Source organism: Streptomyces spororaveus, from assembly GCF_016755875.1.
GTDB classification, from domain to species: Bacteria; Actinomycetota; Actinomycetes; order Streptomycetales; family Streptomycetaceae; genus Streptomyces; species Streptomyces spororaveus.
Window position 1 is genome coordinate 1 of sequence record NZ_BNED01000005.1, and the last position, 24,831, is coordinate 24,831.

At 68.6% G+C, this 24,831-nt stretch carries 24 protein-coding genes and 4 pseudogenes; 11 read left to right on the forward strand and 17 right to left on the reverse strand.

The window, feature by feature from the left end; all coding sequences use genetic code 11:
* Nucleotides 1–375 (reverse strand): annotated as a pseudogene (locus tag Sspor_RS02600) (hypothetical protein); the annotation flags it as partial.
* A 198-nt stretch (nt 376–573) separates the two neighbouring features.
* On the opposite strand from Sspor_RS02600, the gene Sspor_RS02605 reads away from it, so the two are divergent.
* Nucleotides 574–822: a hypothetical protein gene (locus Sspor_RS02605; RefSeq protein ID WP_202197499.1), complete on the forward strand. Its 249-nt coding sequence runs from the start codon at nt 574–576 to the stop codon at nt 820–822.
* An 851-nt stretch (nt 823–1,673) separates the two neighbouring features.
* Here Sspor_RS02605 and Sspor_RS02610 read toward each other — a convergent pair.
* Both Sspor_RS02610 and Sspor_RS02615 read right to left on the reverse strand, forming a co-directional pair.
* Nucleotides 1,674–1,871: a hypothetical protein gene (locus Sspor_RS02610; protein WP_202197501.1), complete on the reverse strand. Its 198-nt coding sequence runs from the start codon at nt 1,869–1,871 to the stop codon at nt 1,674–1,676.
* A gap of 474 nt (nt 1,872–2,345) precedes the next feature.
* Nucleotides 2,346–2,633 (reverse strand): annotated as a pseudogene (locus Sspor_RS02615) (restriction endonuclease); the annotation flags it as partial.
* Nucleotides 2,634–2,755: 122 nt separating this feature from the next.
* On the opposite strand from Sspor_RS02615, the gene Sspor_RS02620 reads away from it, so the two are divergent.
* Nucleotides 2,756–3,586: a barstar family protein gene (locus Sspor_RS02620; RefSeq protein WP_237403614.1), complete on the forward strand. Its 831-nt coding sequence runs from the start codon at nt 2,756–2,758 to the stop codon at nt 3,584–3,586.
* On the opposite strand, the gene Sspor_RS02625 is transcribed toward Sspor_RS02620, so the two are convergent.
* Nucleotides 3,576–3,794 carry a recombinase gene (locus Sspor_RS02625; protein WP_202197503.1) on the reverse strand — a complete coding sequence of 73 codons (219 nt, stop codon included), beginning with the start codon at nt 3,792–3,794 and terminating at the stop codon, nt 3,576–3,578. The genes Sspor_RS02620 and Sspor_RS02625 overlap by 11 nt on opposite strands.
* A 115-nt stretch (nt 3,795–3,909) precedes the next feature.
* Here Sspor_RS02625 and Sspor_RS02630 point away from each other — a divergent pair, with 115 nt between their 5' ends.
* The 3 genes from Sspor_RS02630 to Sspor_RS02640 are packed head-to-tail and all read left to right on the forward strand — an operon-like array spanning nt 3,910 to nt 7,639.
* Nucleotides 3,910–5,151: a tyrosine-type recombinase/integrase gene (locus Sspor_RS02630; protein ID WP_202197536.1), complete on the forward strand. Its 1,242-nt coding sequence runs from the start codon at nt 3,910–3,912 to the stop codon at nt 5,149–5,151.
* Nucleotides 5,148–6,251, forward strand: coding sequence for a hypothetical protein (locus Sspor_RS02635; RefSeq protein ID WP_202197504.1), 1,104 nt, complete (start codon nt 5,148–5,150; stop codon nt 6,249–6,251). Before Sspor_RS02630 ends, Sspor_RS02635 begins: the two co-directional genes overlap by 4 nt.
* Nucleotides 6,251–7,639: a tyrosine-type recombinase/integrase gene (locus Sspor_RS02640; RefSeq protein WP_237403615.1), complete on the forward strand. Its 1,389-nt coding sequence runs from the start codon at nt 6,251–6,253 to the stop codon at nt 7,637–7,639. Before Sspor_RS02635 ends, Sspor_RS02640 begins: the two co-directional genes overlap by 1 nt.
* A gap of 23 nt (nt 7,640–7,662) precedes the next feature.
* On the opposite strand, the gene Sspor_RS02645 is transcribed toward Sspor_RS02640, so the two are convergent.
* From Sspor_RS02645 to Sspor_RS02670, 8 genes and pseudogenes are all read right to left on the reverse strand, one after another.
* Entirely contained in the window at nt 7,663–7,938 is a 276-nt protein-coding gene (locus Sspor_RS02645; RefSeq protein ID WP_202197505.1) for a hypothetical protein, read from the reverse strand.
* Between the two features lie 59 nt (nt 7,939–7,997).
* The gene (locus Sspor_RS02650; protein ID WP_202197506.1) at nt 7,998–8,621 is read right to left on the reverse strand and encodes a DUF6000 family protein; all 624 of its coding nucleotides are present in this window, start codon (nt 8,619–8,621) and stop codon (nt 7,998–8,000) included.
* A gap of 40 nt (nt 8,622–8,661) precedes the next feature.
* Entirely contained in the window at nt 8,662–9,699 is a 1,038-nt protein-coding gene (locus Sspor_RS02655; protein ID WP_202197555.1) for a tyrosine-type recombinase/integrase, read from the reverse strand.
* A gap of 38 nt (nt 9,700–9,737) precedes the next feature.
* Nucleotides 9,738–10,694, reverse strand: coding sequence for a hypothetical protein (locus Sspor_RS02660; RefSeq protein ID WP_202197556.1), 957 nt, complete (start codon nt 10,692–10,694; stop codon nt 9,738–9,740).
* A 61-nt stretch (nt 10,695–10,755) separates the two neighbouring features.
* Nucleotides 10,756–11,343, reverse strand: a complete 588-nt coding sequence (locus Sspor_RS41275; RefSeq protein ID WP_308295774.1) for a tyrosine-type recombinase/integrase — start codon at nt 11,341–11,343, stop codon at nt 10,756–10,758.
* On the reverse strand, nt 11,316–11,936 hold the full coding sequence (locus Sspor_RS41280; RefSeq protein ID WP_308295773.1) for a site-specific integrase: 621 nt from the start codon (nt 11,934–11,936) through the stop codon (nt 11,316–11,318). The genes Sspor_RS41275 and Sspor_RS41280 overlap by 28 nt, the downstream gene beginning before the upstream one ends.
* Nucleotides 11,937–11,987: 51 nt before the next feature.
* Nucleotides 11,988–12,128, reverse strand: a pseudogene (locus tag Sspor_RS40220) (restriction endonuclease); the annotation flags it as partial.
* Nucleotides 12,129–13,468: 1,340 nt separating this feature from the next.
* Nucleotides 13,469–13,798: pseudogene (locus Sspor_RS02670) on the reverse strand (glycosyltransferase family 2 protein); the annotation flags it as partial.
* 64 nt (nt 13,799–13,862) lie between these two features.
* Here Sspor_RS02670 and Sspor_RS02675 point away from each other — a divergent pair.
* Nucleotides 13,863–14,692 (forward strand): IS5 family transposase gene (locus tag Sspor_RS02675; protein WP_444546260.1). Its coding sequence is split into 2 segments (ribosomal slippage): nt 13,863–14,201 and nt 14,204–14,692, totalling 828 coding nucleotides; the frame shifts between segments, so codons are not numbered across the junction.
* A 95-nt stretch (nt 14,693–14,787) separates the two neighbouring features.
* Nucleotides 14,788–15,084, forward strand: a complete 297-nt coding sequence (locus Sspor_RS02680) for a DUF8825 domain-containing protein (protein WP_202197557.1) — start codon at nt 14,788–14,790, stop codon at nt 15,082–15,084.
* Here the strand turns inward: Sspor_RS02680 and fxsT are convergent.
* The 3 genes from fxsT to Sspor_RS02695 form a co-directional block, all read right to left on the reverse strand.
* Entirely contained in the window at nt 15,059–17,176 is a 2,118-nt protein-coding gene (gene fxsT / locus Sspor_RS02685; RefSeq protein ID WP_237403626.1) for an FxSxx-COOH system tetratricopeptide repeat protein, read from the reverse strand. The genes Sspor_RS02680 and fxsT overlap by 26 nt on opposite strands.
* Before the next feature lie 260 nt (nt 17,177–17,436).
* Nucleotides 17,437–17,913 (reverse strand): hypothetical protein, encoded by a 477-nt coding sequence (locus Sspor_RS02690; protein WP_202197558.1) that lies wholly within the window; start codon nt 17,911–17,913, stop codon nt 17,437–17,439.
* Between the two features lie 340 nt (nt 17,914–18,253).
* Complete coding sequence (locus Sspor_RS02695) at nt 18,254–19,318, reverse strand: epoxide hydrolase family protein (RefSeq protein WP_202197559.1); 1,065 nt, start codon at nt 19,316–19,318, stop codon at nt 18,254–18,256.
* Between the two features lie 37 nt (nt 19,319–19,355).
* Here Sspor_RS02695 and Sspor_RS02700 point away from each other — a divergent pair, with 37 nt between their 5' ends.
* Nucleotides 19,356–19,916, forward strand: a complete 561-nt coding sequence (locus tag Sspor_RS02700; protein WP_237403627.1) for a TetR/AcrR family transcriptional regulator — start codon at nt 19,356–19,358, stop codon at nt 19,914–19,916.
* Nucleotides 19,917–20,291: 375 nt separating this feature from the next.
* Here the strand turns inward: Sspor_RS02700 and Sspor_RS02705 are convergent, their stop codons facing one another.
* Nucleotides 20,292–20,681 carry a winged helix-turn-helix transcriptional regulator gene (locus Sspor_RS02705; RefSeq protein WP_202197561.1) on the reverse strand — a complete coding sequence of 130 codons (390 nt, stop codon included), beginning with the start codon at nt 20,679–20,681 and terminating at the stop codon, nt 20,292–20,294.
* Between the two features lie 92 nt (nt 20,682–20,773).
* Here Sspor_RS02705 and Sspor_RS02710 point away from each other — a divergent pair, with 92 nt between their 5' ends.
* The 3 genes from Sspor_RS02710 to Sspor_RS02720 all read left to right on the forward strand — a co-directional run bounded on the left by Sspor_RS02710 (nt 20,774) and on the right by Sspor_RS02720 (nt 23,110).
* Complete coding sequence (locus Sspor_RS02710; protein ID WP_372499526.1) at nt 20,774–21,637, forward strand: enoyl-CoA hydratase/isomerase family protein; 864 nt, start codon at nt 20,774–20,776, stop codon at nt 21,635–21,637.
* Between the two features lie 327 nt (nt 21,638–21,964).
* On the forward strand, nt 21,965–22,852 hold the full coding sequence (locus tag Sspor_RS02715; protein WP_202197562.1) for a hypothetical protein: 888 nt from the start codon (nt 21,965–21,967) through the stop codon (nt 22,850–22,852).
* 48 nt (nt 22,853–22,900) lie between these two features.
* Complete coding sequence (locus Sspor_RS02720) at nt 22,901–23,110, forward strand: hypothetical protein (RefSeq protein ID WP_202197563.1); 210 nt, start codon at nt 22,901–22,903, stop codon at nt 23,108–23,110.
* A 560-nt stretch (nt 23,111–23,670) separates the two neighbouring features.
* On the opposite strand, the gene Sspor_RS02725 is transcribed toward Sspor_RS02720, so the two are convergent.
* Nucleotides 23,671–24,708 carry a saccharopine dehydrogenase family protein gene (locus Sspor_RS02725; RefSeq protein WP_202197564.1) on the reverse strand — a complete coding sequence of 346 codons (1,038 nt, stop codon included), beginning with the start codon at nt 24,706–24,708 and terminating at the stop codon, nt 23,671–23,673.
* Nucleotides 24,709–24,831: the final 123 nt, after the last annotated feature.

The following is a 24,831-nucleotide window of genomic DNA, read 5'->3' on the forward strand; positions in this document are numbered from 1 at the left end:
TTCCGGCGACGAAGGCGGGTGGGCACAGAGGTTGCGGTCCTTGTAGAGGCGGGTGAGCTCATCGGCCTCACGTCGGCCGATCAGCTCAAGGTCCTCGTGCGCCGTCTTGATCAGGCTCGTCTCGAACTTCTGCAGGGCGGGGACGTCGTTGGATGCTATTGCGTTGTTCAGCGAATCACGCAGGCTGACGGCGACGCCCTCTCCTTCGTCCGCAAGCAAGCGGATCTTGCCGATGATGTCTGCGGCCACGGCGATCCAGGTCGACATCAACGCGGAGCGGTAAGCGGACGCGCCGTACGCGGCAATCGCCTCGTCCACGTAGCGGCGGGAGGTCAGAGACCTCACCTGGTTCCTTATGTCTTCCAAGGCGCGCACGCAGCGACTCCCCCCATAGATGAGGATCAGAAGGGTAGCGGGGGCGGGGCGAGTCAGGCCGCTCCCTTGTCTCCAACTGTTCCGGTCATGCTGTGGGCCTCAGCGGGGCGGCCTGCGGCAGCGTGATCGCGGCCCCGGCGCAGGGCCGCGGTTTCCGTGGCGGCGAACTCGCGGCGCCGGTGCTGAACCCTGGTGTCGATGGGGGCTGGCTGGCCGGCAGTGTGCTCCTCCGGATCGGGTAAGGCCCGCTGGCTGAGCTCGCGCAGCACGCGGGCCTGCCGTTGGGAGCTCCACACCTCCGTCCGCCCCGCCTTGGAGGCCCTGGTCTCCGGCGCCCGCCTCACCTTCGGGGACCTGGCCGAGCGCTCCGGCCTCACCATGGAACAGGTCGCGGCGCTCGCCACCGAGCTGGTATCCAAGGACGCGGCAGCCGTCTCCCACAGGTAGGACCGCCATGTTCGAGGCCCCCGCCCCGCCACCGTCGACCGGATGCTGGCCGCCCAGCAGCACCGCCGCCGACCAGTTCGGCCTGCGCGCCACCGGCCGCCGGGTGTGGGGGGTACCAGGGCCGCACCCTGTCGGCCGCCGGCCCGCACTGGCTCCGCGTGGTCTGCGCCGAGGCCGGCACCGAAGGCGGCATCCTGTGGAACGGCCGTCCACCTCCCGCACCCTCCCCGCCTCGGTGCCACGCCCCGAACTGCTCCACGTCCGGGACTGGACCGACAGGCGTACGCCTACCGGGCCGAGCAATACGCCTTCACCCCCGAACCCGATCGTCTCCCCGCGCCCCGTCCTCACTGAGGACCCCCAGCCTGCCCGAGACGTGGTGGAAGGAGATGACGGCCCGCCCTGGACGCCCTCGCCGACGTGCCCCCGCCGGCGGACCGCGAGGCCGTACGCGAGGAGTACCTGCGCCGCGTCATCCCCGAATTCACCGGCCACCAGGTCGACGACGTCACCTGGACCACCGCCACGGAGACCTCCACTGGGCGAACATCACCCCCGCACCCCGCACATCCTGGACTGGGAGGGATGGGGCCGCGCCCCGTACGGCTACGACGCAGCCACCCTCTACGTGTACACACTGCTCACCCCCGAGACGGCAGCGCACATCCGGACCCGGCTGGCCCTGCGTCCTGGACCGGCCCGAGGCCCGCACAGGCATGCTGACCGTGTGCGCCCAGGTCCTCCAGGCCCAGGACCGCATCGACTTCTACGCCGAGCTCGCCAGCGCCGTGCGACAGCACCTGACCATCCTGTAGCCGGACCGCGATGGGGCAGGCGCGGCCCACCCTGGTTTACAGGTAGCGGTCGAGCGGCTCGGCGACGAAGGAGCCGTCGGCGAGCTGGACATCGGTGAGTAGGAACCGCTCCGGACGGGTCCCGAACTGCTGGATGACGACCGCGCCGACCGGCTGGGCAGTGATGAAGTGAGCCGGGCGGCCATCAGCACCGAGAGTGCTGATGGCGGTGTAGGTGCGGGGGGTGCTAGGCATGGTTGTGCTTCCCTGGACGGATGAGGCGTCGGACGGCCTCACCTCTTCGCTCGCTCCCAGGGTTGGAACGACAGGGCTCAGTTGAGAATCAGGTCCCGCGGATCTGCTGCGAGAGCCCAGACGCGTACGAGCCCAAGTAGCTGTGGCGAGGGTGATGAAGGTTCCCACCCCGCTCAAGATCCCCGCCAGGGTGTTGGGGAAGAGGTCATGCATAGTGCAGGCCGACGCGGACCCGTCGCGTCGTCCTCCTCCGGGCATGACAAAACTTGTAGTCGGAGTGCCAGGCAATCGTCCACGGGTCGGACGTTTGGCGGGGACGTGGCCTGTTCGCGCCGCATTTCCAAGCGGTCACTACATGTAGGTTCTTCCACTGTCCTCAAGCCCAGCCGAGTCATTGTGTCAGCCGGATGCCTGCGGGTGGGCGAGATCGAGAGTTTCGTCCGAGGCCGGGCGTTTCATAGGTGGTGGCGACCCCTAGGGAGCCTCTCGGCGGCTGGCAGGAGGGAGGGCGTGCAGGAGTTCCCACAGGGGATGGGACCCGCCGGCCCATTCGGCGAGGAGATGGCGGTCGACGAGGTGAAGCCGCTGAGACTTCGCGAACTGCGCGGCGTTGGCGGTGATACGGCCGTTGGTCAACATGACCACGACATCACCGTGGTGGACCTGCCTGCCAGTGCCGTTCAGGACCTGAAGGTCAGGGCTCCCGACGGGCTTGCCCGACCAGCCGTCCTTCCTGTGCTTGCACTGGATGACCCTTCTCTGCACTTCACTCTCACGGGCTATGGGGATCCGTGACTCGTCCAAGAGCCTCCGAAGTGTCATGGGGTGGACAGGTCGGCGACCGCCTACCAGGTCACCGGGGCGCCGGTAAGATCAGCGCTCTCATGGGGAGTGCGATGCGAACATCAGGTCGGAGCGGTGAGGGGCAGGAGTACGCCCTGACCTCGGATGAGGACGACGCTGACTTCTGGGGCTTTGCTCACGAGGCCGAGGGGTTGTTCACGCCGCTGCCGGACGAAGAGGGAACACGCCGAGTGCACCTCACGGGCTGCCTCCCGCAGGGCGGCCTACTGGAGAGCGTTGGCCACGTCGGCAGTCGTCGCGCCTTGGCGGGGAATGCCTGGTTCGAGCTCCTCGACGGTGACGGTGCCACCATGGGGTCCTACTTCGTCAATGAGGTCACCGTCGTCGACGTCAAGCCCTCCGCCTGCGGGGCCGGCCTCGTCGACCTCACGATGACGCTGTGGTGCGAGAACGCCGTGGCCGGAGCGGAACGAGTATGGGACCTGATCCGCACGGGTCATCTGGACCGCACCGGTATGTGGCACGAGTTCGCCCCCGAGGACAGACGAGCATGGCTGTCGGTGACGCTGTGTTCCCAGGAGTACCAACGCCAGGGGAAGGCCGACGCTCCTGCAGGCCAGGTGTTCACCTTGGACGGTCGGCACATCGTTGACCGAGACAGCTTCTACTGCGCGATCGGTGAAGCCATCAACGGCCCCGGCGGATACTTCGGCTGGAACCTCGATGCTCTGAGCGACTGCCTGAGAGGGGGCTGGGGTGCCACTACGCCGTTCACCGTGCACTGGGATTCCTCAGCCCAGGCCAAGGCACGGCTGCAAGACCGTGTGCCCTCCGGAGAACGCGAAGTCGCGTTGTTCGACCTACTCCTGGAGATCTTCGAAGAACAGGGCGTGAGCGTCATCATTCGGTGACAGTTTGATCAGTCCTGGGGCGACGGACGTGGGGCAGGCCGAGGTGGACGGCGGTTCGTTGCTTGATCCTTTCGGCCTCAATGCGCTTGGCCCGGAGGAAGGTCAGGGTCTTGTCGATGCCGTCGATCTCTCCCAGCCATCCTTCGAGTTCGGCCCGCTTGCGCCGCAGGATTAGGTCCTTCTCCAGCTCTTCGAGCCGGGACAACATCTTGGGGTTGACCTGGAGGACCGGGCAACGGATGCCCCGTTGACTGAACGAAGCACGTTGATTGTGCAGTTCAGGGCACAGGTGAGGTTGTCGCCCAGTACGGTCTGCGGTCGTGATGAACGATCGTGTGCCCGAACGGGATCTGTCGAGATTGGCCGTTCCTCGGTGGGGCCGGCTGGTGGAAATCGGCGACCGGTACGAGCCCTACCGGCTCGTCGACGCCGACGGCGCGACCGTGGCACCGGTCCCAGTGTTCTTCCAGGAGCTGCTCGCAGCCGGGAAAGCGGCCGCGACCGTCCGCTCCTACGGCATGGACCTACTGCGGTGGTGGCGGTTCCTGCACGCAGTCGAGGTGCCGTGGAATCGAGCGACACGCATGGACGCTCGGGATTTCAGCTGCTGGATCCAGCTGACGGTCAAGCCGCGAGCGACGGCGGCCAAGCGGCAGCCGGCCCGCACCGTCGGCGCCCCGAGCCCGGTGACCGGGAAAACGAGCCCTGGGCTCGGCTATGCCCCGTCGACCGTCGCCCACAGCGAGACGGTGCTGCGCCGGTTCTACGACCTGCACCGTGACGCCGGATCCGGGCCGTTGCTCAACCCGTTTCCGCTGGACCTGGCTCGTCGTTCCGGCCGCGCGCACGCGCACCACAACCCGATGGAAACCTGGGCGCCGGAGCGGACCGGCCGTTATCGGCCCACGATTCCGCGCCGGATTCCGCGCTCGATCCCGGACGAGTGGTTCAACACGCTGTTCGCGGCGCTGCCGTCGAACCGGGACCGGGCCATGATCGCGTTTTGGATCTCCAGCGGGGTCCGGGCATCGGAGTTGATCGGCGTCCGTCAGTGCGACGTCGATCCGGGACAGCAGCTGATCAGCGTTGTCCGGAAGGGCTCCCGGGCACGGCAGCAGGTGCCGGCCTCAGCGGATGCGTTCGTGTGGCTGCGGCTCTACCAGCAGGAGCTGCACGGGCTGGTGCCGCGGGGCCTGACGCGGCCAGTGTGGTGGACGCTGCGGCGTCCGTTTCAGCCGTTGACCTACCACGGCGCCCACCGGATGTTCGAGCGGCTCAACGCCAGCTTCGGCGCGGACTGGACCCTTCACGACCTTCGTCACAGCGCCGCCGTCCGCATGGTGCGCAACCCGGCGCTGACGCTGACCGACGTGCAGTGGGTCCTCGGGCACGCGCATCTGACCACGACCGAGATCTACCTCAACCCGCGCCAGGACGAGGTCGTCGCCCAGGTGCTGGCCCACCACGCGCGGCGGGCGGACCAGCGCACCGAGCCGGTGCCCCCGCCTCCGGCCCCGGGTTACGACCCCGAGACCCTGGACGTCCTGTTCGGGCGGTCATCATGACTATCACCAAGAAGCACTCGACTCGCCCACCGCTGCAAGCCGCGAACGCGACCGCTGAGCAGGCACGAGCGCGGAACAGCGTGCTTCGGGAACGATTCCCGCCGCGAGCCGCCGAAGTCCGCTGGCCGGCGACCAGCCGATCAGTCGAGGAGGTTGTGCGGCGGCTGACCGCGCCACCGTTCCTGCAAGCGGCCAAGGCGACCAGAGCAGGCCGTCGGCGCGGGGTTGCGAAGATGTTGGACTGGCTCTCAAGCCTCCCTAGAGATACCTGGCAAGAGAGGTGGGCACGCAGCGGCGTCGAGGATCTTCCCGGCGCGGACTGGACAGAGCTCCCTCTGCGTTTCCTGAGCCAGCAGGCAGGGTCGCCGTCGTCGTACGTCCGCGCTGACCTGTCCACCGGGTTGCTGCTGCTGATCGCCGGTGATGTGATCCGTCCCAGCCTGCCCTGGATGCTCACCCGCACCCACCGATACCTGGCCACCATCATGGCCGAGGTCCGTGACCCGGACGGGTTCGAGCACTTGGTGCAGATGGCCGCCGCGCAATCGCACTCCAGTAAAGACGCCCAGATCGCAGCGACCCGGATCGCCGTCCTCCTGGCCTGCAAAGGCGGGCTCATCCAGGACATCACGGTTGGGGACTGCGTGGAGCTGTTCGACACCCAACGCCGGGTCCATGTCCGCGGCGGACAGCACAAGGTCGACTTCTACCTGCGGCTTCGGACCATGGGCGTCTTCCCTGACGATGCCCCGGCAACGATCCGGGCGTTCGGCCAGGCTCTCGGCCAGCTGAGCATCGAGGAGCTTGTGGACCGCTACCCGATCCGGTGCCGCCCGATCCGGGATCTGCTCGTGGACTACCTTCGCGAACGGCAGCCGTCATTGGACTTCGCCAGCTTGGACGCGATCTCACGATCGTTGGCGGGGCTGTTCTGGACGCGGATCGAAGCGCTGTCACCGGGCATCGACACTCTTTTGCTGCCGCCGGTGCTGGCGCGGACCTGGAAGGAAGACCTGAGCACCAAGCGGCGTACCATCACCGGCCCCGACGGGGCGACGGTCGAGATCGCCAGCCCCGGCTCAACGCCAAGGACGAGCTGATGCGGGTCCGAGCCTTCTATCTAGACCTCGCCCACTGGGCAACGGAGGAACCGGCCCGCTGGGGACCGTGGGTCGTACGCTGCCCGATCAGCGATGACGAGATCCGCAAGGCCAAGGAGCGCAAGCACCGCAAGGCACGGATGGATCAGCGCACCCGCGAGCGCCTTCCCGTGCTCCCCGTGCTGGTCAGCACCGCCAACCGCCGCAGGCTCGCGGCCTTCGAGTTGCTCCGGACTGCGCAGGCCACCGAGCCAGGGACGGTGATCCCCGGCACCGAGGGATCGCTTCGCCGAGCCGTCACGTCCAAGGCCGCGGGACACCTCACCTGGGCCGAGGAGACTGCCACCGGCCGACGCCGGAACCTCTCCTTCGAGGAGGAGGAAGCGTTCTGGGCGTTCGCCGCCGTCGAGGTCCTCCGCCTGACGGGCATCCGCAACGAAGAGCTCTTGGAGTTGACCCACCACAGCGTCACCCAGTACCGGCTCCCGACCACCGGCGAGATCGTTCCGTTGCTCCAGATCGCCCCGTCCAAGACCGACACCGAGCGCCTCCTGCTGGTCAGCCCGGAATTGGCGGACGTCCTGTCAGCCATCGTCCGCCGACTACGCGGTCCAGCTGGAGCGATCCCGCTGGCGCCGTTCTACGACGTCCGTGAGAAGGTCTGGAACCCGCCGATGCCGCTGCTGTTCCAGCGGCAGATCGGAACCGAGCAACGGGCCTTCACTCCCACGTTCCTGCGCACGCTGCTGATTGGCGCGATCGCGGCCACCGGGCTCATCGACTCCGCTGGCGCACCGCTCACGATCTCCCCGCACGACTTCAGGAGGATCTTCGTCACTGACGCCATCATGAACGGCCTCCCACCACACATCGCCCAAGTGATCTGCGGGCACAAGAACATCGATACAAGGATGGGCTACAAGGCCGTCTACCCGGCCGAGACGATCGAGGCGCACAGGGCGTTCATCGCCCGCCGCCGGTCCACCCGGCCCAGCGAGGAATACCGAACTCCCACCGAGGAGGAGTGGGATGCCTTCCTCGCGCACTTCGAGAAGCGCAAGGTGTCCATCGGCACCTGCGGCCGTGCATTTTCCACCCCGTGTGTTCATGAGCACGCTTGTGTCAGATGTGCACTCCTCAGGCCGGACCCGGACCAACGCTCCCGCATCGAGGAGATCCGCGACAATCTCATCGCCCGCACCGCCGAAGCCGAACGCGAAGGCTGGCTCGGCGAGGTCGAAGGACTCAAGGTCAGCCTTGCCGGCGCCGAGGAAAAGCTCGCCCAGGTCGACGCACTCGTCAAGAGACAGTCGATCGCTGTCGAACTCGGTATGCCGGGCGTCCGCCAGCCGGCAGGCACCACAGAGGCCACAAGAGCAACGCCGTGATCGAAGCAAGTGGCGACCGGAGATCAAAACGGAACAGACAACCCGGCTTCGCGCAGCCGGGCCAGGGCGGCGGACATGCACTGCTGCACGGTGCTCCCATCAGTGCGCATGTCGTGCTCCAGGGGACCTCCGCTGGCGGCGAACGTCCACGCTGGCGCGTTATCAGCCACCCCCTCCGCGTCCACCCTGATCATGGCATTCACGCCCTGCTCGCCCAGCCATTCCAGGATGAGCAGCGTCACGTCCTCGATGCCACCATCCTGGTCGATCTTTGGCCAGCGGCCCTGGTTTCGTGTCATTGCCCAGAGTCTACCGAGGGGTCCGAAGCAGTCGGCGTCCAGCGGTCAGGCCGGGAAGATCAGCGCCTGGTTTCCATTCTGGCGAAGAGTTCAGCGCACTCGCTGGCGAAGGAACAGAGCCGGTCCACGACCTGCCGGTACTCCTGCGGATCCCGCACCATGTTCGACGTGGCATCGGTCCACTGCTGCCACAGGCCACCGGCGGCAAGGTATCGGGATGCTCGCTCGGTCCCGAGGACGGCATCGAGGTGAAGCAGTGTGCTGAGAGCAAAGGTCTGGTCCCAGACGAGGTCGGGTTGAGGCAAGTAGCGATCAAGGTAACTGCAGACCAGATCGGCGTCCGCGCTGGTGCCGAAAGTGGCAAGAGTGATGCAGTATGACCCGCCGTAGGGGCCTCCGCTGGCCAGCAGGAGTTCGCCGATGCGGCTGCGGAACTCGGTCCTGCCAGCCACGGCAACCAGCCAGGAGGCAGTCCTGCGCTCTCGCCACCCGCCCTCGAAAAGGATGCCGAGTTCAGCGGGAGTGATCTCCCCAGCAGCCTGGACCAGCTCCCTCACGAACAACTCGCGCTCAGGCCCGCTCAACCGCAACAAGCTTCCACCCAGCCGCAGGTACCGCCGGCCGGGCGTGACGAATCGTCGGACCAGGTCCATCAGCTCGGGGTCGGTGTTGGCATAGCGCATGGCTGCATCTTTGCCCGGCGAGGTCCCAGCTGCCAGCAATTTACACAGAGCCTCGAGTAGCGATCGCTAGTTCAGAGAAGCAGGCGTGCTCGTGTTGGCATGGGGTGCCGTAAGGGCGAGCGCAGTTACCCAGCTCGACCTTGCGTTTCTCGAAGTGCTCCTCGAACTCAGCCCACTCCTGCTTGGTGACCTCGCCGTATTCGATGGCCGGCCGCAGGGACCGGCGGTTGTTCAGGAAGTGCTGGTAGTGAGCGACGACGTCCTCGTTGAAGACCGCGACGTATCCCTGAGTGGTCTGGAGATTGAGATGGCCGAGCAACGCAGCACCGATGTGGATGGGCAGTCCGCCGTTGACGATCTCGGTGGCGAAGAGCCGTCGGAAGTCGTGCGGGGTGAAGGTCAGTCCGGCGAAGGCTTTGTTCGTCTCGCCGATCTCTTGGCAGGTCCGGCGGAGCATGTTGAGCATGGTGCCGGTCGCCAGGACGCTGCGGATGGTGCCGACCTGTCGCTGGAAGAGGAAGGGCATGCGGTCTGACCAGCTCTTCTCGTGCCCGTCATAGCGGCTGACCAGCGGGATCGTCCGGCCGTCGCGGGTGTGGCGGCGGATGATCTGGGCCACGACGTGGAAGAGGTCGGCTGACATGGGGATGACTCGTTCGCGGTCGTTCTTCGACGGGGCGATCACTAGCAAGGCGATGATCTCGCCATTGGGTCGCTCGTATTGGCGAATGCTGAGGTGGGTGAGTTCTGACAGCTCTTCGATTCGGATGCCGCTGTGCCGCAGGACCTCAACCGCGGCCCACTCCCAGAACGCCGAGTCCTCAGCGAGGGTGATGTTGATCAGCTCACTGGTTTCTGCGTCATGGACGCGGACGGGGGGTTCGGCCTCGACCTTGACCAGCCCCTGGTCCTTCTTCGAGTTGCTGCGGCGGTAACGACGGCCGTCGTACTCGAAGGGCTCGCCCAGACTGACCTGCCGCCCGGCTTCGAGCAGCCCCAGGAGTCGTTCGTGGCGTTCTTCAACGTATTTCACCAGGTCAGGCAGCAACGGCTGCCGTTGCCGGGTGCGGTCGGCCATGCGCCGGTTAATCTCGCGACGACGCTTGGAGAACCCCTTCAGATCCTGGGGAGGGTGAGGTCGGCCTGTCCGGGGCAGATCTTCTCGATCTTCGACCAGAAGGTCCCTGCTAGCAGACGGGCCAGGCCGTCCCGGGTGATGTAGTCGGTATCAGCCTGCCGGCGGACGAGGTAGTCGGTAATCACCTGCCGGACGGCCTGGCTGCGGAGCGGGTAGCGGTCGACCATCTGCTCGGGGGTGAGCTGCCCGGTGTAGATGAACTTCCGCAGCGTGGAGGGGGTGCCGGGCGGAAAGTGTCCGATCGAATGCAGGATCTCCCAGGCGCCCAGAGCCGCGAAGCGCGACTGATCACCCCTGGCCCCGTGTGTGACACCCAGACGTCGGCACTCCAGCGAGTAGTGCAGCAGGGCCTCTGGAGTGAGGTGCTCCAAGGCGATGCCCTGGGTGGTGAGCGCGCAAGCGACGTCGAACTTGATACGGATGCGGTAACTCAACCCCAGGTCAGGGCGGGCGTCGACGGCTGCATAAAACACGTCCAGGGCAGGATCGTGGCTGGCCGGCCCGAACCACTCGGGATAGTCGCTGAAGGCGTTCGCGCGGAATCCACCGACCGAGGGCTGGATCACCCGCGCGCAGAACGCCAACTTTGCCGCCGGGGTCACGTCATGTCGGTCCTGGGCCCGGTCGGAGATGACGAAGGTCTTGACCGGCAGGGCCTTGTCACCGTCAAACGGGCTGGCCTCCCACTTCGCCTGCCAGTCAGCTCCGGGCAGGGTTTCCAGATGAGTGAACAGCAGCCGCAGGCCGCGGCGGCGCTTCTCGTAGGTGGAGTGGGTGCGACCCGGCACGATCTGCTCGACCAGCGAGCACAGATGCTGGATCGAGGCCTGGGTCAGATCGCCGAAGGGTGCTGGCGGGCTGTCCGGCCGAGGGGCCGGTGCGGCCTTAACCGCGGCATCCGGGAAGCGGGTGGCGACCGGCTCGTCGAAGTCCATGCCCCGAAACAGAGTCCGGCGATTGCGGGCGGTGTAGGTCGAGGCAAGGGTGCCCTGGACGTTAGCCACCGAACACCGCCCGGACGTCAGCGGGGTCGTAGCCCGGAGCGAAGGACCGCTCGACGCGCGGCCGGTTGTAGTGCTCTTGGAGCTTGTCGAAGAGATCCTCGACGCGGGTCGTTAGGTAGATGCCTGTCGTGGCCAAGGCGGTGTGTCGCATGATCGCGCGTACTTCCGAGAGAGTCAGGTGGGGGTCGTTGGCCATCCGCTGAGCAGCGGTGTGCCGGAGGTCGTGGAGGGTCCAGTTGGTACCGAGCTGGGCGTTCGCCCTCTGGAGGGTGCGACGCATCGCCCAGTAGGTCAGGGGCCTCTCGGCGCCGTGACGAGTCCGCCACACCGGCTCATCGGCGGCGGGAACGCCAGCCTCGTCGAGGTAGGCGGCCAGCAGCAGGAAGCCCTGTGGGCTGGCGGGGACCGGCTCGCGAAGATTGGTGCCCTTGGTGATGACGTGCAGTTGCTGGCCGGACCAGTCGATGTCGCCCATGGTGATTCCGAGCAGTTCGCTGGCGCGGGCTCCGCTGGAGACGTAGAGCTGGAGCAGGGCTCGGTCACGGTCGTGGTTCATGGCCGCGAACAGCTCGTCCCACATCGTGTCGGGGATCGCCCGCGGCTGCTTCTGTGAGGTCCGCTGCCGCAGTCGGCCCCGGCGGTGCAACGGCGTCGGTTCGTCCGGGCTTCGATGGGCCAGGGCCCGTCGGCGCTGCACCGATTCCGGAACCGGGTTGGCCACCGGGCCGCGGCCGTAGTGCCGGTGGAAGGCGTAGAAGCCTTGATCGTGCTCGGGGCGTATCCAGCCTTCAGGTACTGCTTGCCGGTGCGGGTGTTCACCGACCCGGGCGGTGGGGCGGACGGATTGCTGCGGTGACGCTGCGGGTTCTTCGCCGTCCGGAGCCAGCCGACCATGGCGGCGGCGTCCGCCTCGGTGGCCTCCTCCCAGTCGACGTCCAGCAGCCACAGCAGCCGGAACCAACGCAGCAGATCGTAGGCGTAGCTGCGGCAGGTGGCCGGGCTGTTGTCACCGAGGGCGAGATCCTTGAGGTACGACTCGGCTGGGGCGACCAGGACGCCGGCAGCATCGACCACGGCGTACGGCGGGAACTTGCGAAGCAGGTGGACCACCAAACCGATACGGGGCACGTCGTGACGTCCCTCGATCAGTTCGCGTCGCAGGTCCTTGGGCAATGGGGCTCCTTGGCGGGTTTGTCGTTGTCCCGCTCAACGACCCAACCGAGTGCAGTTAACAGACCAACGCCGGCCATAGGGGTCGGTGGCTTTGACGTCGGCGCCGTTGTCACCGCGGCCACCGACCTGTCGCGCATCCGTGCAGCCGTCGCGACGCATCAGGTCCCGCACCGCAAACTCGAAATGGCAGTGGGGGGATCCGGGCGTGCAGGGCGGATCGGCGCCAGTTCTGGTGGGCATAGGAGTCGCTTCGCCTGGGTCCGCTCTCCTCGCCCCGGGCTGGCGGCGTGACGGCAAGTCCGGGGGCCAGGGGCGGTGAGCCGCAGCCACCCCTTCCGGGTGCCCGAGGCACCACCAGAACACCCCAGTGATCTTGTGTCGGCCACTCACCGCACCGGTCGTACGTCTCCCATCACTCACTCGTATGCGGATGTGGACACGCCCACGATCAATTCTTTTCTCGACCGCGCATCCGACGCGTCCGTGTGACCGGGCCACCCCCGAGCAGCCCGGCCCCTGGCCTGCGGATGGGAATCGGGAGCGCGTAGCCCCCGTGCAGAAGCCCGCAGCCTCTTCGGCCTGATCAGATACGCCGCCGACCCAAGCCAGATCGCCCTCGACGACCACACCGAACTCATCGCCGACATCCAGATGCTGTACGCCGAAGCATGCCCAGCCGCCCCTCGCGCGCTCAGCGACATCGCACCGAGCGAGACTCCCCGCGGACGCAGGCGGGTCGTCCTCGAGTAGCGACCGATCCCCCGGGACGGCGGCTGCAAGTCGGCCCAGACGGCACACTTGGAGGAGGCCCGGCTCTCGGTCGACCAGATCCACGTCGCGCCACTCAGACTCAGGGACCAGAGCCACGGGTTTCTGGTCAGGAAGGTGCGGCCCTCGTGCTCCGGCCGACCAGCTGCGTGAGCAGCTCGATAGCCGGTGCGGGGCGGGACAGCCCGGTGGTACTGCCCCCAGAGCGCTCTGGGCACCGGGCCTGACCCGTACACCCATGCCGGCACGAGCTGCCCCGACCCTATCCGCAGCGGCCCCACCAGAAGCGGGTTCTCCCAAACAGGAGATTAAGAGCCTCGCCGAAGTCAGTGTCGTTTGCACAGTCGGCGGAACAGCGCCTCGCACCACGGAGGGGAACGGGCGTGGCGGGCTGAAAGGGCGACGCCCGACCTCGGAAGCCCTCACGTTGATGACGGCCGGGTCCGGGGTCAGCAGGCCGTTGGGAACGACGACGTCGGTCCTCTCGATACCGCGGCGCCGGAGCCAACCTCTGCTGCGGTCTGCTCCAGCAGGTTGTGCAGACGGTGCGACGCGTTGAACCCCCCGACCGTAGGGTCCGCAGGGCACGCATGACCGCACGACGGCCGCAGCGGTGGCGGCCGCGATGCCCTGGCCCTACCGCGCCCCCGGGGCCCGTGCCCTCTACTCCGATGGCGGCGGGTCCGGCACCCTGCTGCCGGGGCGAGCTGGAGGGGGCAGGCCGTGGCGATCCGTGCGGTGCACGAGCAGTGGGGCGCGCGGCGTCAGATGACCGGGGGTCGGCCCAGCCTGGTCATCCGCCCCACGGTCCGCCACCGCATGGGCTGCCTTGGCGGGCACGGCACCCGTACGCCTTCGAAGAAGCCGGCCCACCAGGCTGCCAGACCGGACAGCGGGGGTCGCTGCGCGATCGTGTAGGCGGCCCAGGTTGAGAGGTAGACCGGGACCAGGACGGCGGGCAGGTGCCGCTTGGCCAGCCAGACCCGGTTCCGGCCGGTGTTGCGGTAGTAGACCGCGTGCCGGGACGCCTCGGTGCGGGGGTGCTGGAGCACCATGTCCGCCCGGTAGTCGATCTCCCAGCCGGCGTCTAGAGCGTGTCTCTTTGATGGGTTGGTCAGTTGATCGGATGTGTCTGTCCGATTAGTGATCACTGATGCGATGTGGGGCCGGATCGAGCCGCTGATGCCGGCCGATCCGGTCCGCGGCCGGCGGTGGGCCGACCACCGCCGCACCCTTGAGGCCATCGCTTGGAAGTACCGCACGAGCTCGCCCTGGCGGGACCTGCCCGACGAGCTCGGGTCGTTCCAGACCGCTCACAAACGACTGCTCAGATGGGCCGTCGACGGCACCTGGGAGAAAATCCTCGCCTCCGTCCTGGCAGCGGCGGACGCCGACGACGACATCGACTGGACCGTGTCAGTGGACTCCACGGTCGTCCGGGCCCACCAGCACGCGGCCGGCGCACGCAAAAGGGGGCGGCCCGCTCCGGCGAGCCCTCCGATCACGCGCTCGGACGCTCACGCGGCGGGCTGAGCACCAAGGTTCACCTGGCCGCGGACGGTGGGGCACGGCCGCTGGCATTCACCGTCACCGCAGGCCAGGCCGGTGACGCACCCGCCTTCGAGACGGTGACGGCCCGCATCCGGGTGCCCCGCCGAGGCACGGGCAGGCCGCGGACCCGCCCCTTCGTCGTTCTGGCCGACCGGGCCTACTCCTCCCGAGCCATCCGCAGCCACCTGCGACGCCGGGGCATCCGCGCGGTCATCCCGCAGCCGTCCGACCAGATCGGCCACCGCCTGCGGCGAGGCCACCGAGGCGGCCGCCCGCCTGGCTTTGACCGAGAGGTCTACAAGCAGCGGAACACGGTCGAACGCTGCATCAACCGGCTCAAGCAGTGGCGCGGCCTGGCCACACGAACCGACAAGCTCGCCATCGCCTACCAGGCCGCACTCCACCTCGCCGGCATCCTCATCTGGACCCGACGCTGACCAAAGAGACAGAACCTAGCGCGCTCAGTCACACCCGCCGCAACCGGTGCGTCGCTCGCTCGCAGAAATAATCGAACACATGTTTCACTTGGGGTGTGAGACCACCGTTCCGCTTCCCCGAGTTCCCCGAGGACCTGATCACGCTCCAACGGGCGTGGCAGCAGACCTACGCCGACCTCGCCCAAGCCCCCGCCGGGGCCGGGACGACCGCGCTGCGGCGCCGGCTGATCACCCTCTCGGGGACCCTGTGCACCCATCCCCACTGGGCGCCCCCCACCGCCTGGCGAGCCGGCGGCGTCGAGCTGCGGCGAGCCGCCCGCATCCGCACCTCCGCACCGTCGGACGGCGACGGCGGCGGCATACCCGTCAGTCGTCGCGTGCCACGGACCTGATCCTGTTGGTGATCAGCCGCCACGGTCGCCGCCCCCGCCAGTAAGCGATGTCGTCCCGCGTGCCGAGAGCGTCGGGATGATCGGGCCCCAGTACGCGTTCCAGATCCGCGAGCAGGTCTTTGAAGGCCCGGGAGGAAGCTTCCCGATCGCCCGCCCTCCCCTGCCAGTACGCGAGGTTGCCCCGGGTGGAGAGCGCTGCGGGGTGGTCGGGCCCCAGTACGCGCTCCAGGTCCGTCAGCAGCTCCTCGAACGCGGTGGCCGCTCCCGTGGTGTCACCCGCCTCACCTCGCCACGAGGCGATGTTGCTCCGGGTACAGAGGGTGTCGGCGTGATCGGGCCCCAGTACGCGCTCCAGATCCGTCAGCAGCTCCTCGAAGGCGGTGGCGGCCCCCGCCGCATCCCCTGCCTCCCCTCGCCAGGAGGCGAGGTTGCCACGGGTGCAGAGGGTGTCGGGGTGATCGGGTCCCAGCACCCGAAGCCGGTCCGCGAGCAGCTCCTCGAACGCCGTGGCCGCTCCCGCAGCGTCCCCCGTCTCCCCCCGCAAGAAGGCGAGGTTGCCCCTGGTGATCAGGGTGTCGGGGTCGTCAGGTCCGAGCACCCGAAGCCGGTCCGCGAGCAGTTCCTCGAACGCCGTCGCGGCGCCCGCCGTGTCACCGGCCTCCCCCCGCCAGTAGGCGAGTTTGCCCCGAGCCACCAGGGTGCCGGGGTGGTCGGGCCCTACTGCGCGCTCCAGATCTTTGTGCAGCTCCTCGAATGCCGTGGCGGCCTCCGCCGCGTCCCCGGCCGCCCCCTGCCACGATCCGAGGTGGCTCCGGGCGGTGAGGGCGTCGAGATGGTCGGGGCCCAGCTTCTCCCGGGCGGCATCGGCCACGCGGCGAATGTGGTCAAGCGCGGCGGCGACCTGGCCGGCCTCGCCGAGGCTCAAACCGTTGCGGAGGAGAACGGGGTGGGCATCGGGCCGGTAGAGGGCGTCCTCGGAGTGGAGGGTGAGCGCCTCGGTGCCGGCGCGCAGGGCCTGGACGAGGGTGGTGTCGCGTTCTATGTCGGGCCAGGTGGCCATGAGGGCGTCGGCGGCGGTTCGTGCGAGCCGGTCGTGCTGCTCCGCGGGCAGGAGGTCGCGGATGGCACGTTGGAGGAGCTGGTGCACGCGGACCGTGTGGTGCGGACTGTCGGGCGCGTGGTCGATCAGGCTGAGGCGGTGCAGCGCACGCAAAGCCTGGGTCGCGTCCCAGACCGTAACCTCTGCGGCGTCCGTCCGCCCCGGGACGGCACCCCGGTACCGGGCGAGGTGGCCCAGGGCCGGGGGGCTGGTCAGGACGGCGCCGGGGATGCCGTTGGGGTCGAGCATCGAGGCGAGCTGCAGCATGGGCCGGGCGAGCCGGGCCGGTGGGAGGCGGTCGGCGCACTCGATGGACAGGGACCAAGCGGCGGCGACGGTGGTGGCCTGGTCGTCGGGCAGCCCGGACGGGTCGGGCAGGGCGTCGGAAAGGGTGCGGGCGCGGTCGGACAGCCGGTGTCGATAGGTGGCACAGTCCACGTCGACGTCGGTGAGGTAGGCGACTGCTTGGGACAGCGCCAGGGGCAGGTGGCCGAGGTCGTCGGCGAGGCCGAGGAGTTCGTCGGCGGGCTCGTGGCGGTCGTGCGCGGCAAGGGCCGTGGTGAGGTAGGCGACAGCCTCGTCCTCTGTGAACAGACCCATCGGTACCAGGCGTCGGTCGTGCCCGATCAGCGCGGCGTCGCGGCGGCGGGTGGTGATCAGGGTGCGACCGTGAGGGCTGGCGGGGGGCCACAGGTTCCGCAGGTCGGCGGGATCTGCAAGGTCGTCCAACACGACCAGCCAACGGCGCGCCGCGGTGGGCTTGGGCTCCAGCCAGGCCAGGAACGAGCAGGCGGCGGACTCCGGGCTGGCGGGGTCCGCGCCGAGGATCTCGGCCGCGGCCTGCGCGTAGCCGGTGACGACCGCGTCGCGGGTGGCTGCCGTGACCCATACCAGCAGGTCCAGCCGAGCCGTCTGCCAGAGAGTGCGGGCATGGTGGGCAGCGAGCTGGGTCTTACCGACTCCACCGAGGCCGACCAACACCTGGTAGGGCAACCCGGCTCCGCCGGTCCCGCACCCGCCCGCCGACCCCGCGCTCAGTTTTCCGGCGGTGGCACGGTCCTGGAAGCACTCTGCTTCCCTGGGCAGGACGCCGACCTGGTGCGGCCAGCTGACAGGGGGACGCGGTGCCGCGTGGAACTCGACCTTGCCGGCCCGGCCGACAGCAAGACTGTGGTCGCTGGCCGCGATGCCCCCTGGTGGGCAAAGGGAGTTCGACGCCGGGTGGGAGAGCCGGCCGGAGCTCTCCGATCCGCCTACTCCTCGGGCGGATCCGGCGTCGGAGGGGGGCCGACATACGCACCCCCGTCGATGACACCGGCTGCGATCGAACCGTGCTCGGCACGGATGTCCACGTTGCCGCCGGCAGCCAGCCCGCCCGACGCTGCCGTCACCCGGACCTCCGGAGTGTGATCGGTCAACAGGGCGCGCAGCCCGTCGGCCGCCTCACCGCGTTCTCCCTCGTCCAGGTTCTCCAGCACGGCCTCGATACGGGCCTGCCAGGAGGCTTCCTGGCTGATGCGCGCACGCTCGGCCTGGGCCGGGTCCGCCGTCCGCAGCGCCGTTGCGGTCTGATCCAGCCGCTCCAGCTCTGCCCGCTCCCGGGCGGCGTCACCACGCCCGAACCAGTGCGCAATCGCCTGCCTGAACCCGGCCCACGCCTCGGTGCCGGCAGCCTGCACCACGGCGGTACCGCCCGCCATTGCGAGGGCAGCCAGCGTGTCCACCAGCATGTTCGGCCTCCTCACCTGGACGGCCTCCCTTAAAACCGTAACGCCGTACCGGGTGCCTCGCAGAGGTCCACACCCCGAGGAAGGCGGCCCGGAAAGCGGCCTTGGGCGGCGGCCTCGAGTTCGTGCCAGACCGTGCCGAGGGCCTCCGGGGCACGACGCCTCCCTCCGCACCGTCCTGATGACCGGCACCTCCTCCGGCACCGGGCCGGCCACGGCCGTCGCCGCGGCCCGCACCGGAAGGCGCACGGTGGCCACGCTGCGCGACACCGGCCGTCCGCCGACAGAACGCCACCTGGGGCGCGCCCGGTGCGGCGCTGCCGGGTGCGGCTCACGGAAGCGTTCAGAAGCCATCCGCAAGCCCCGTTTCGCCGCCCAGCTTGACCGCACGGTGTACGTCGCCGGCGTAGGCCTCGGGCTGTTCCCAGGCTGCGAAGTGGCCGCCGACCTGGTGTTCCACATAGTCGCGCACGTTCAGGAACGCCTCGGCGTAGCTTCGCGGCTCCGGTTTGATGTCGCGCGGGAACACGGAGAGCACGGTCGGCGTGTCGATCCGGTCAGGGAGGGCGGCCGGTTCGACATAGGTGGTGAAGGAGGTGCCGATCGTTCCGGTGACCCAGTAGGCGGTGACCCAGGTGAGAAGCTCGTCCGGAGTGAAGGCCGACCCGTCGGACCAGGACTCCAGCTTCTCGATGATCCATGCCGCGAGGCCGGCGGGTGAGTCGCCGAGGGCGACGGCGAGCGTATTCGGCCGTGTCGACTGCTCCGCGATGTACCCGCCCTCGGTCCGGAACCACTGCGCTGACCGGTCGAGGTAGGCCGCCGCGTCGGGCGCGAGCTTCGCCGGGTCCGCCGTGAGCGCATGCTGCGGGGCAAGGTTCGTGAGGTGCAGGGCAGCCACCCGGTCCGGGTGTTGGGCCGCAAGGAGTTCCGCGACGGTGCCACCCACGTCTCCGCCGGACACCGTGTACCGCGCGTAGCCGAGCTCGTCCAGGGCGTCCGCGACGATCCCGGCGATCCGGTTGACCGACATGCCGGGAGCGGTGAGCGGGGCCGCGAACGGGAAGCCCGGCAGCGCGGGAACCACCACGTGCATGTCCGCGAGCAAAGGCAGGACGCGCTCGAACCGCAACACCGAGTCCGGCCAGCCATGGAGCAGCACGACAACCGGGGCACCGGGGTCCGCGGACCGCTGGTGGATCAGACGCAGGTCGGTGTCGCCTGCCCGGACCGTCACCCAAGGGAACGCTCCGATGCGGCGCTCGTGCTCTCCCCAGTCGTATCCGTTCGCCCAGTGTTCGAGCAGTTCGTCGAGGCGGGTACCGCTCATGCCGCGCGCCCCGTCGTCACTCCACGGGGTCGTGACACGCCGCGTCCACTGGAGTCGTTCCCGTATCCCATCGCTCATGTGTATGACCGTACACATGATGTGTATGCTCGTACACATGAATTCGCGCAATGCGGCCGCCACCAGGCAGCGGATCCTGGAGCACGCCCAACGCCTGTTCGCCCAGCACGGGTACGCGGCGATCACGGTCAAAGGCGTGGCCGACGCGGCCGGCGTGTCGCCCAACCTCATCACGCGCTACTTCGGCGGCAAGGACGGTCTTTTCCTGGCGGCGACCCAGGTGAAGATCCCGGTCTCGAACTCGTTCGACGGCGAGCTCTCCGCGCTGGGTTCACACCTCGCTGCGAACATCGTCCAGCGCTGGTTCGGTGCCCCCGGAGAGGATCCACTGCTCGTACTGCAACGCGCCTCCGGAGAACGCCCGCAGGCGGCGGAGGCACTGGCCGCCTTCCTCGACGCGAACTCGCTCGGCCCGCTGCACCGCTACCTCCGCGACAGCGGACTGGACGACGCGGACGCCCTCAGCCGAGCCGCGGCGATCGACGCCTTCGTGCTCGGCGTCTCGACCCGCCGGCGGGTCCTGCGTTCCGAACTCGGCGACCCCGCCGAGCTCCAGGCCTGGCTGAGTGCCACCATCCAACGCCTCGCTGACGGGTGATGCACGACAGGAAGAAGTACTGACCTCCGCTTCCGGTCGGCAACTGCGCTCCAGCCATCGGCATGTGCCCGACCACCGCGATCACGGCACTGCCGGCACGTCGTCCGGCGGTCCCAGGGCTGCTACAGCGTGGGCGACGAGCGTGCGGATGCTCCACCACCTCGGCGGTGATCCGGATGCAGAACCCCCGGTGAGGGTGCCGCGGCCCCGGACCGCTGGGGTCAGCTCTGCCTCGTACCGTCCGGGCCGAGATGACCACGGCTCGGCAGCAAACGCCATGAGTGCTGCCAGGGTTCACCCGAGGCCGGACTCGGATGCCGAAGCGGCGCCCGGAGCAAGTCGGCTCAGGACGACGGCGTTCTCGGACGCACCTTCTCAGCTCTGACCGCGTTGGTCGTACTCCCTTTGGTGCGCCCGAATCTCGTCCGCGTTGTCGACCGTCCAGTCGTACAAATAGCCGAACGGCTCCCGCAGGGATTCGCCCAGAGGTGTGAGGGAGTACTCGACCCCGACCGGCGAGGTCGGCAGGACGCGGCGCACGACCATCCCGTTGCGCTCCAGGCGGCGCAGAGTCTGGGTCAAGACCCGTTGGGTCACGCCTTCGAGGCGGCGCTTGATTTCGTTGAACCGAGTGGGCTTGTCCAGGACGGCCATCACCATCATCGACCACTTGTCAGCGATCTGGTCGAGGATCGGGCGGCTGGGGCAGTCAGACCGGTAGACGGTGTCGATGCCGGCACCGACGCCGGTCTCGGAGGTGGCCATGTCGGTATCCTTCGCGATCCTTGCGATGCCGAAAGTGCGTTATTGACGCCGGTCCCCCATGATCGCACGCTGAGTATGCATCAGGAACCTAGATGCGTAACAGATACCGGTGGGAGATGTCCATGAACGACGACGCCTACACGACCCTGCGGGTGAGTTACGAGGACGGCACCGCCCGCGTCACCCTCGACAACCCGCCCGTCAACGTCCTGGACGTCGCCATGATGGCCGACCTCCGGCACTTGCTGACCACGCTGAAGGACGACGACTCGGTTCGCTTGATCGTGTTCGACAGCGCTGACCCGGAGTTCTTCATAGCCCACGTCGACATGTCGCTCGTCGACGCGCCAGACGCCTTCGACGAGCTCGCGGCCGACCTTCCCGACGGCGTCAACGTCTTCCAGGCCCTGGGAGAGCTGCTCCGGCAGCAGCCCCAGGTGACCATCGTCAAACTTGCAGGAATGGCGCGCGGAGGAGGGGCGGAGTTCGTCACGGCCGCGGACATGGCATTCGCGGCGATCGGACCCACCGGGATCGGTCACATCGAAGCTCTCATGGGCATCGTCCCCGGCGGAGGAGGCACCCAATACCTCGCCAACCGGATCGGCCGCAATCGCGCACTGGAAGCGGTGCTGGGTGCCGACCTGTACGACGCCGAAACCGCGGAGCGCTACGGCTGGATCAACCGGGCCGTCCCTGCTGACGAACTCGACAGCTTCGTCGACCGCCTCGCCCGCAACATCACCGCCCTGCCCGAGGGTGTGATCGCGGCGGCCAAGCGCGCCATCGCCCCGGAGGACCTGGCCGAGGGTCTCCTGCGAGAACACGACGCCTGGGCGGGCCAGATCGTTCGCCCCGCAGCCGAGCATGTGATCCGTGGCGGACTGGCCCACGGCGCCCAGACCCCCCATGGCGAGCGCGATCTCGAGAACCTGCTCCGGGCACTGCCCGGATAGAACCCGGACCAGAGCCCCCGCCGCGATGGTCAGGCCGGATCGCGGCGCACAGCCGGGTCGCCCCGAAGGGCATTCACCACGCTGCCCCGGCCGTCGAGGAACTCGGCGCCTGCTTGCGTTCGAGCAGGTACCGAAGAGCGCCGCGTCAGAGGTGTCGGCCGCCTGGGGTCGCAGGGCGGCACGCAGCAGCACCTGGTGGATGGGTGTCCATCGTTCGACTGGCATATGCACACTTCTGGGCGCACCGGCGCATGATCTGGATGCCTCTCGGTGAAGCTCGTGGCGTCTGGCAGTCGCCGTTGTCTCAGGGAAAGGCAGCACACGTCCATGTTGATCGTCCAGCTCGCCCTCGTGTCAGAGACTCGAACCAATCAGATCAGCCCCTCGCAGCTCACCCGGGTGGCCGCTGCCCTGCAGAAGCAGGCGACGCGCGATTTCGGGCCCATCTGGGACGTCAACGCAACCGTGGACGCCTTCGATAAACTTGAGGACGTTCCCGTGGGGTACTGGCCGCTGATCGTGGTCGACGACGTCCCCGACGCGGCCGGGTTCCACACGGATGAAAACGGACAGCCGTTCTCCCTGATCGAGTTCGGCGCGAGCTGGTCGCTGACAGCGAGCCACGAGATGCTGGAGATGTGCGCCGACCCGTTCGGGAACCGTCTCGTGGCCGGCAAGTCTCCGCACCCGGACCAGGGCGTGGCGGAGTTCCTGGTGGAGGTCTCCGACCCCTCGGAGGCCGAGGAGTTCGGCTACACCATCAACGGCATGCTCGTCTCGGATTTCTTCACGCCGAGATTCTATGACCCGGTCCCTGTCGAGGGTGCCCGCTACAGCTTCGGTGGTCACATCAAGAAGCCCAGACAGGTGCTGCGCGGCGGGTATATCAGCTGGCGCGAACCGGTCTCGGACGAGTGGTGGCAACAGACGTGGTTCGAGGGTGACGAACCGACCTTCCGCAGATTGGGGAAATTGACGGGCAGCAGCAGCCTCCGCGCGGCCATTGACGCCAAGACCAAAACGGTCAGCCGCCTCGCCGCCAGCGGTCCGGCCTCCAAGTCTTACGGCACCGCGAAGGCACTCACGGCGCGGGCCAAGAAGTCCACCGGCGCCCGGGCCCAAGCGTGGCGTGTCCAGATCGAGAGCCTGAAGGCCGCGAACCCCGCCGCAAAGGCCTGGAAGGGGAAGGGAAAGGCGAAGGGGGCGGGGAAGTGAGGGTGGCCCATACCGCACATGGCCGTCCCGGGCCGTCAGGGAGCAGTCGTGAGCGATGACGCTCGGCAGCGCAAGGATCGCGCGGACAAACTGCGTCAGAAGTTCCGCCGGCCCGAGCCCGGCTCGTCGGGTCCCGCCCAGGCGGACGAAGAGCCCTCGGAGGGGGAAAGCCTGAAGGAAGGCGTCGAGCGCCGCATGCGCGAGCTGGATGAAGCCGACCGCGAGGACCACCCACCGCCCTCGGACGACGACAGCTGACTGAACAGGGTTCCTGCACTGCATGTCGCCGCGCACTCTTCCGCGCGATGCCCGCGTGAGTGAAATGCCCGGCCGGGCCGCGCAGGAGTGGCCGCCGGGAAACCCGGGCCGCCGCCCCCGCGGGGCGGCGGCCCGTGCGGTCCCGCGCCGTCAAGCCGGCCGACCCCACCCCCTGGAACGTGATCGCCTGTCAGGATGAGATCGAGGTCGGGGTCGCCGACTCGCCGGCTTTGTCCTCGAGTTCCGAAGGCAGATGTTCACGGCTTCGGGAGGCACCCTGCCGCCGGCCTCCGTCAACCGGGCGGAGGTGGGCCTTCCTCGACAGCTGCGGGCCTTTGCCGTCGACGAGTCCGTGGTCAAGGTGGAGCGCCCCGAGCGAAGCGAGGTGTGGGCGGCCACCAGAGATTCCCCGTGTACGGCCGGCCAGTTGGAATATGACTCGCGGTGATCGAAGCGGAGACTCTCGAACTCCGCGCATGCGAGTGTGTGTGCGCTCGGAAGGTGGTGGGGAGTCCGCTTCGACGCATCCAGCAACGGTCATGCGTCGTGCAGCGCCGCGGTCAGGCGCCTTGCGGGTGGAGGTCGAGTGCGATGTACGGGGCGAGTGCGTGCAGGAAGTCCGGTGCGTCGAAGATCTCACCGGCGGAGGCGACGCCTGCGGACTTGGTGCGGCCGGTCAGGACGCGTTCGAGGGCCTCGGCGACCAGGGGCGCGGTGATGGCGTAGATGTCCTGGCCGCCGGCCGTCGCCCGGCGTTCGACTCCGCCGGAGCGTACGACGGCGTCGACGAGGAAGGTCTGGTCCGAGCGCCCGTCCCCATCGGCGGCGATCGGTGCCGGTGTGTGGGGGGCTGCGACGTCCCGGACCGCCTCAACGGTCATGTAGGTGGTCACGTCGGGGATGGACAGGTGCTGGGGAACGGTGACGACGTCCGCCATCGTGAACTCCCCGATCACGTCCCGGACCCCCATCGGTTCCGGGAAGGTCCACTGGAGAGCGGGCGGGACGTCGGTGCGGCGCTCCCACTGCCCGCCGCTGTAGCGCAGGCGGACGTCCCCGCGCCGCTCGCGGGAGACGGCACCGGACAGGCGGGTGCCGGCGGTGGGGCGCCAGCTGCTGAGCGCGTAGGCGATGTGGGCCTCGTCTGCTGCGGTCCAGTCGCCCATCGCCGCAGTGGCCAGCAGGTCACCGAGGCCGCCGAAGAAGGCCATGGCCGGGACGATCACCGCGCCCGCTTCTCGGGCCCGGTCCCGGTAGTGGGCGAAGGTGTCGAGGTTGGCCTCGAGTTCGGCGGCCACGTCCAGGTACGGGATCTTCGCGCGGAGCGCGGCCTCGATCACGGGACCGGTGGTCGTCGCGAAGGGGCCCGCGCAGTTGATGACCGCCACCGTGCCCGCCAGGGCCCGGTCCAGCGACACCGCATCCTCGACCGTCGCCACCCGGGGCTCAAGGCCGTACTCGTCGGCCAGCTCCTGCAGCGCCTGGGCGTTGCGCCCGGAGGGCACCGGGACGTACCCGCGCGCGGCCAGCTCCGCGACCACGAACCGCCCGGTGTGACCGTACGCGCCGAACACCGCCACCAGCTGACCTGAACCCATGAGACTGCTCCTGTGCACTCGAACCACCCCGCCGCGGTGTCGATCCGCCGCGGCCTGACACCCACATCCTGTCCTCGCGGCAGCACCCCGCACGAGCGTCGGAAACGACATGACGCGTACAGT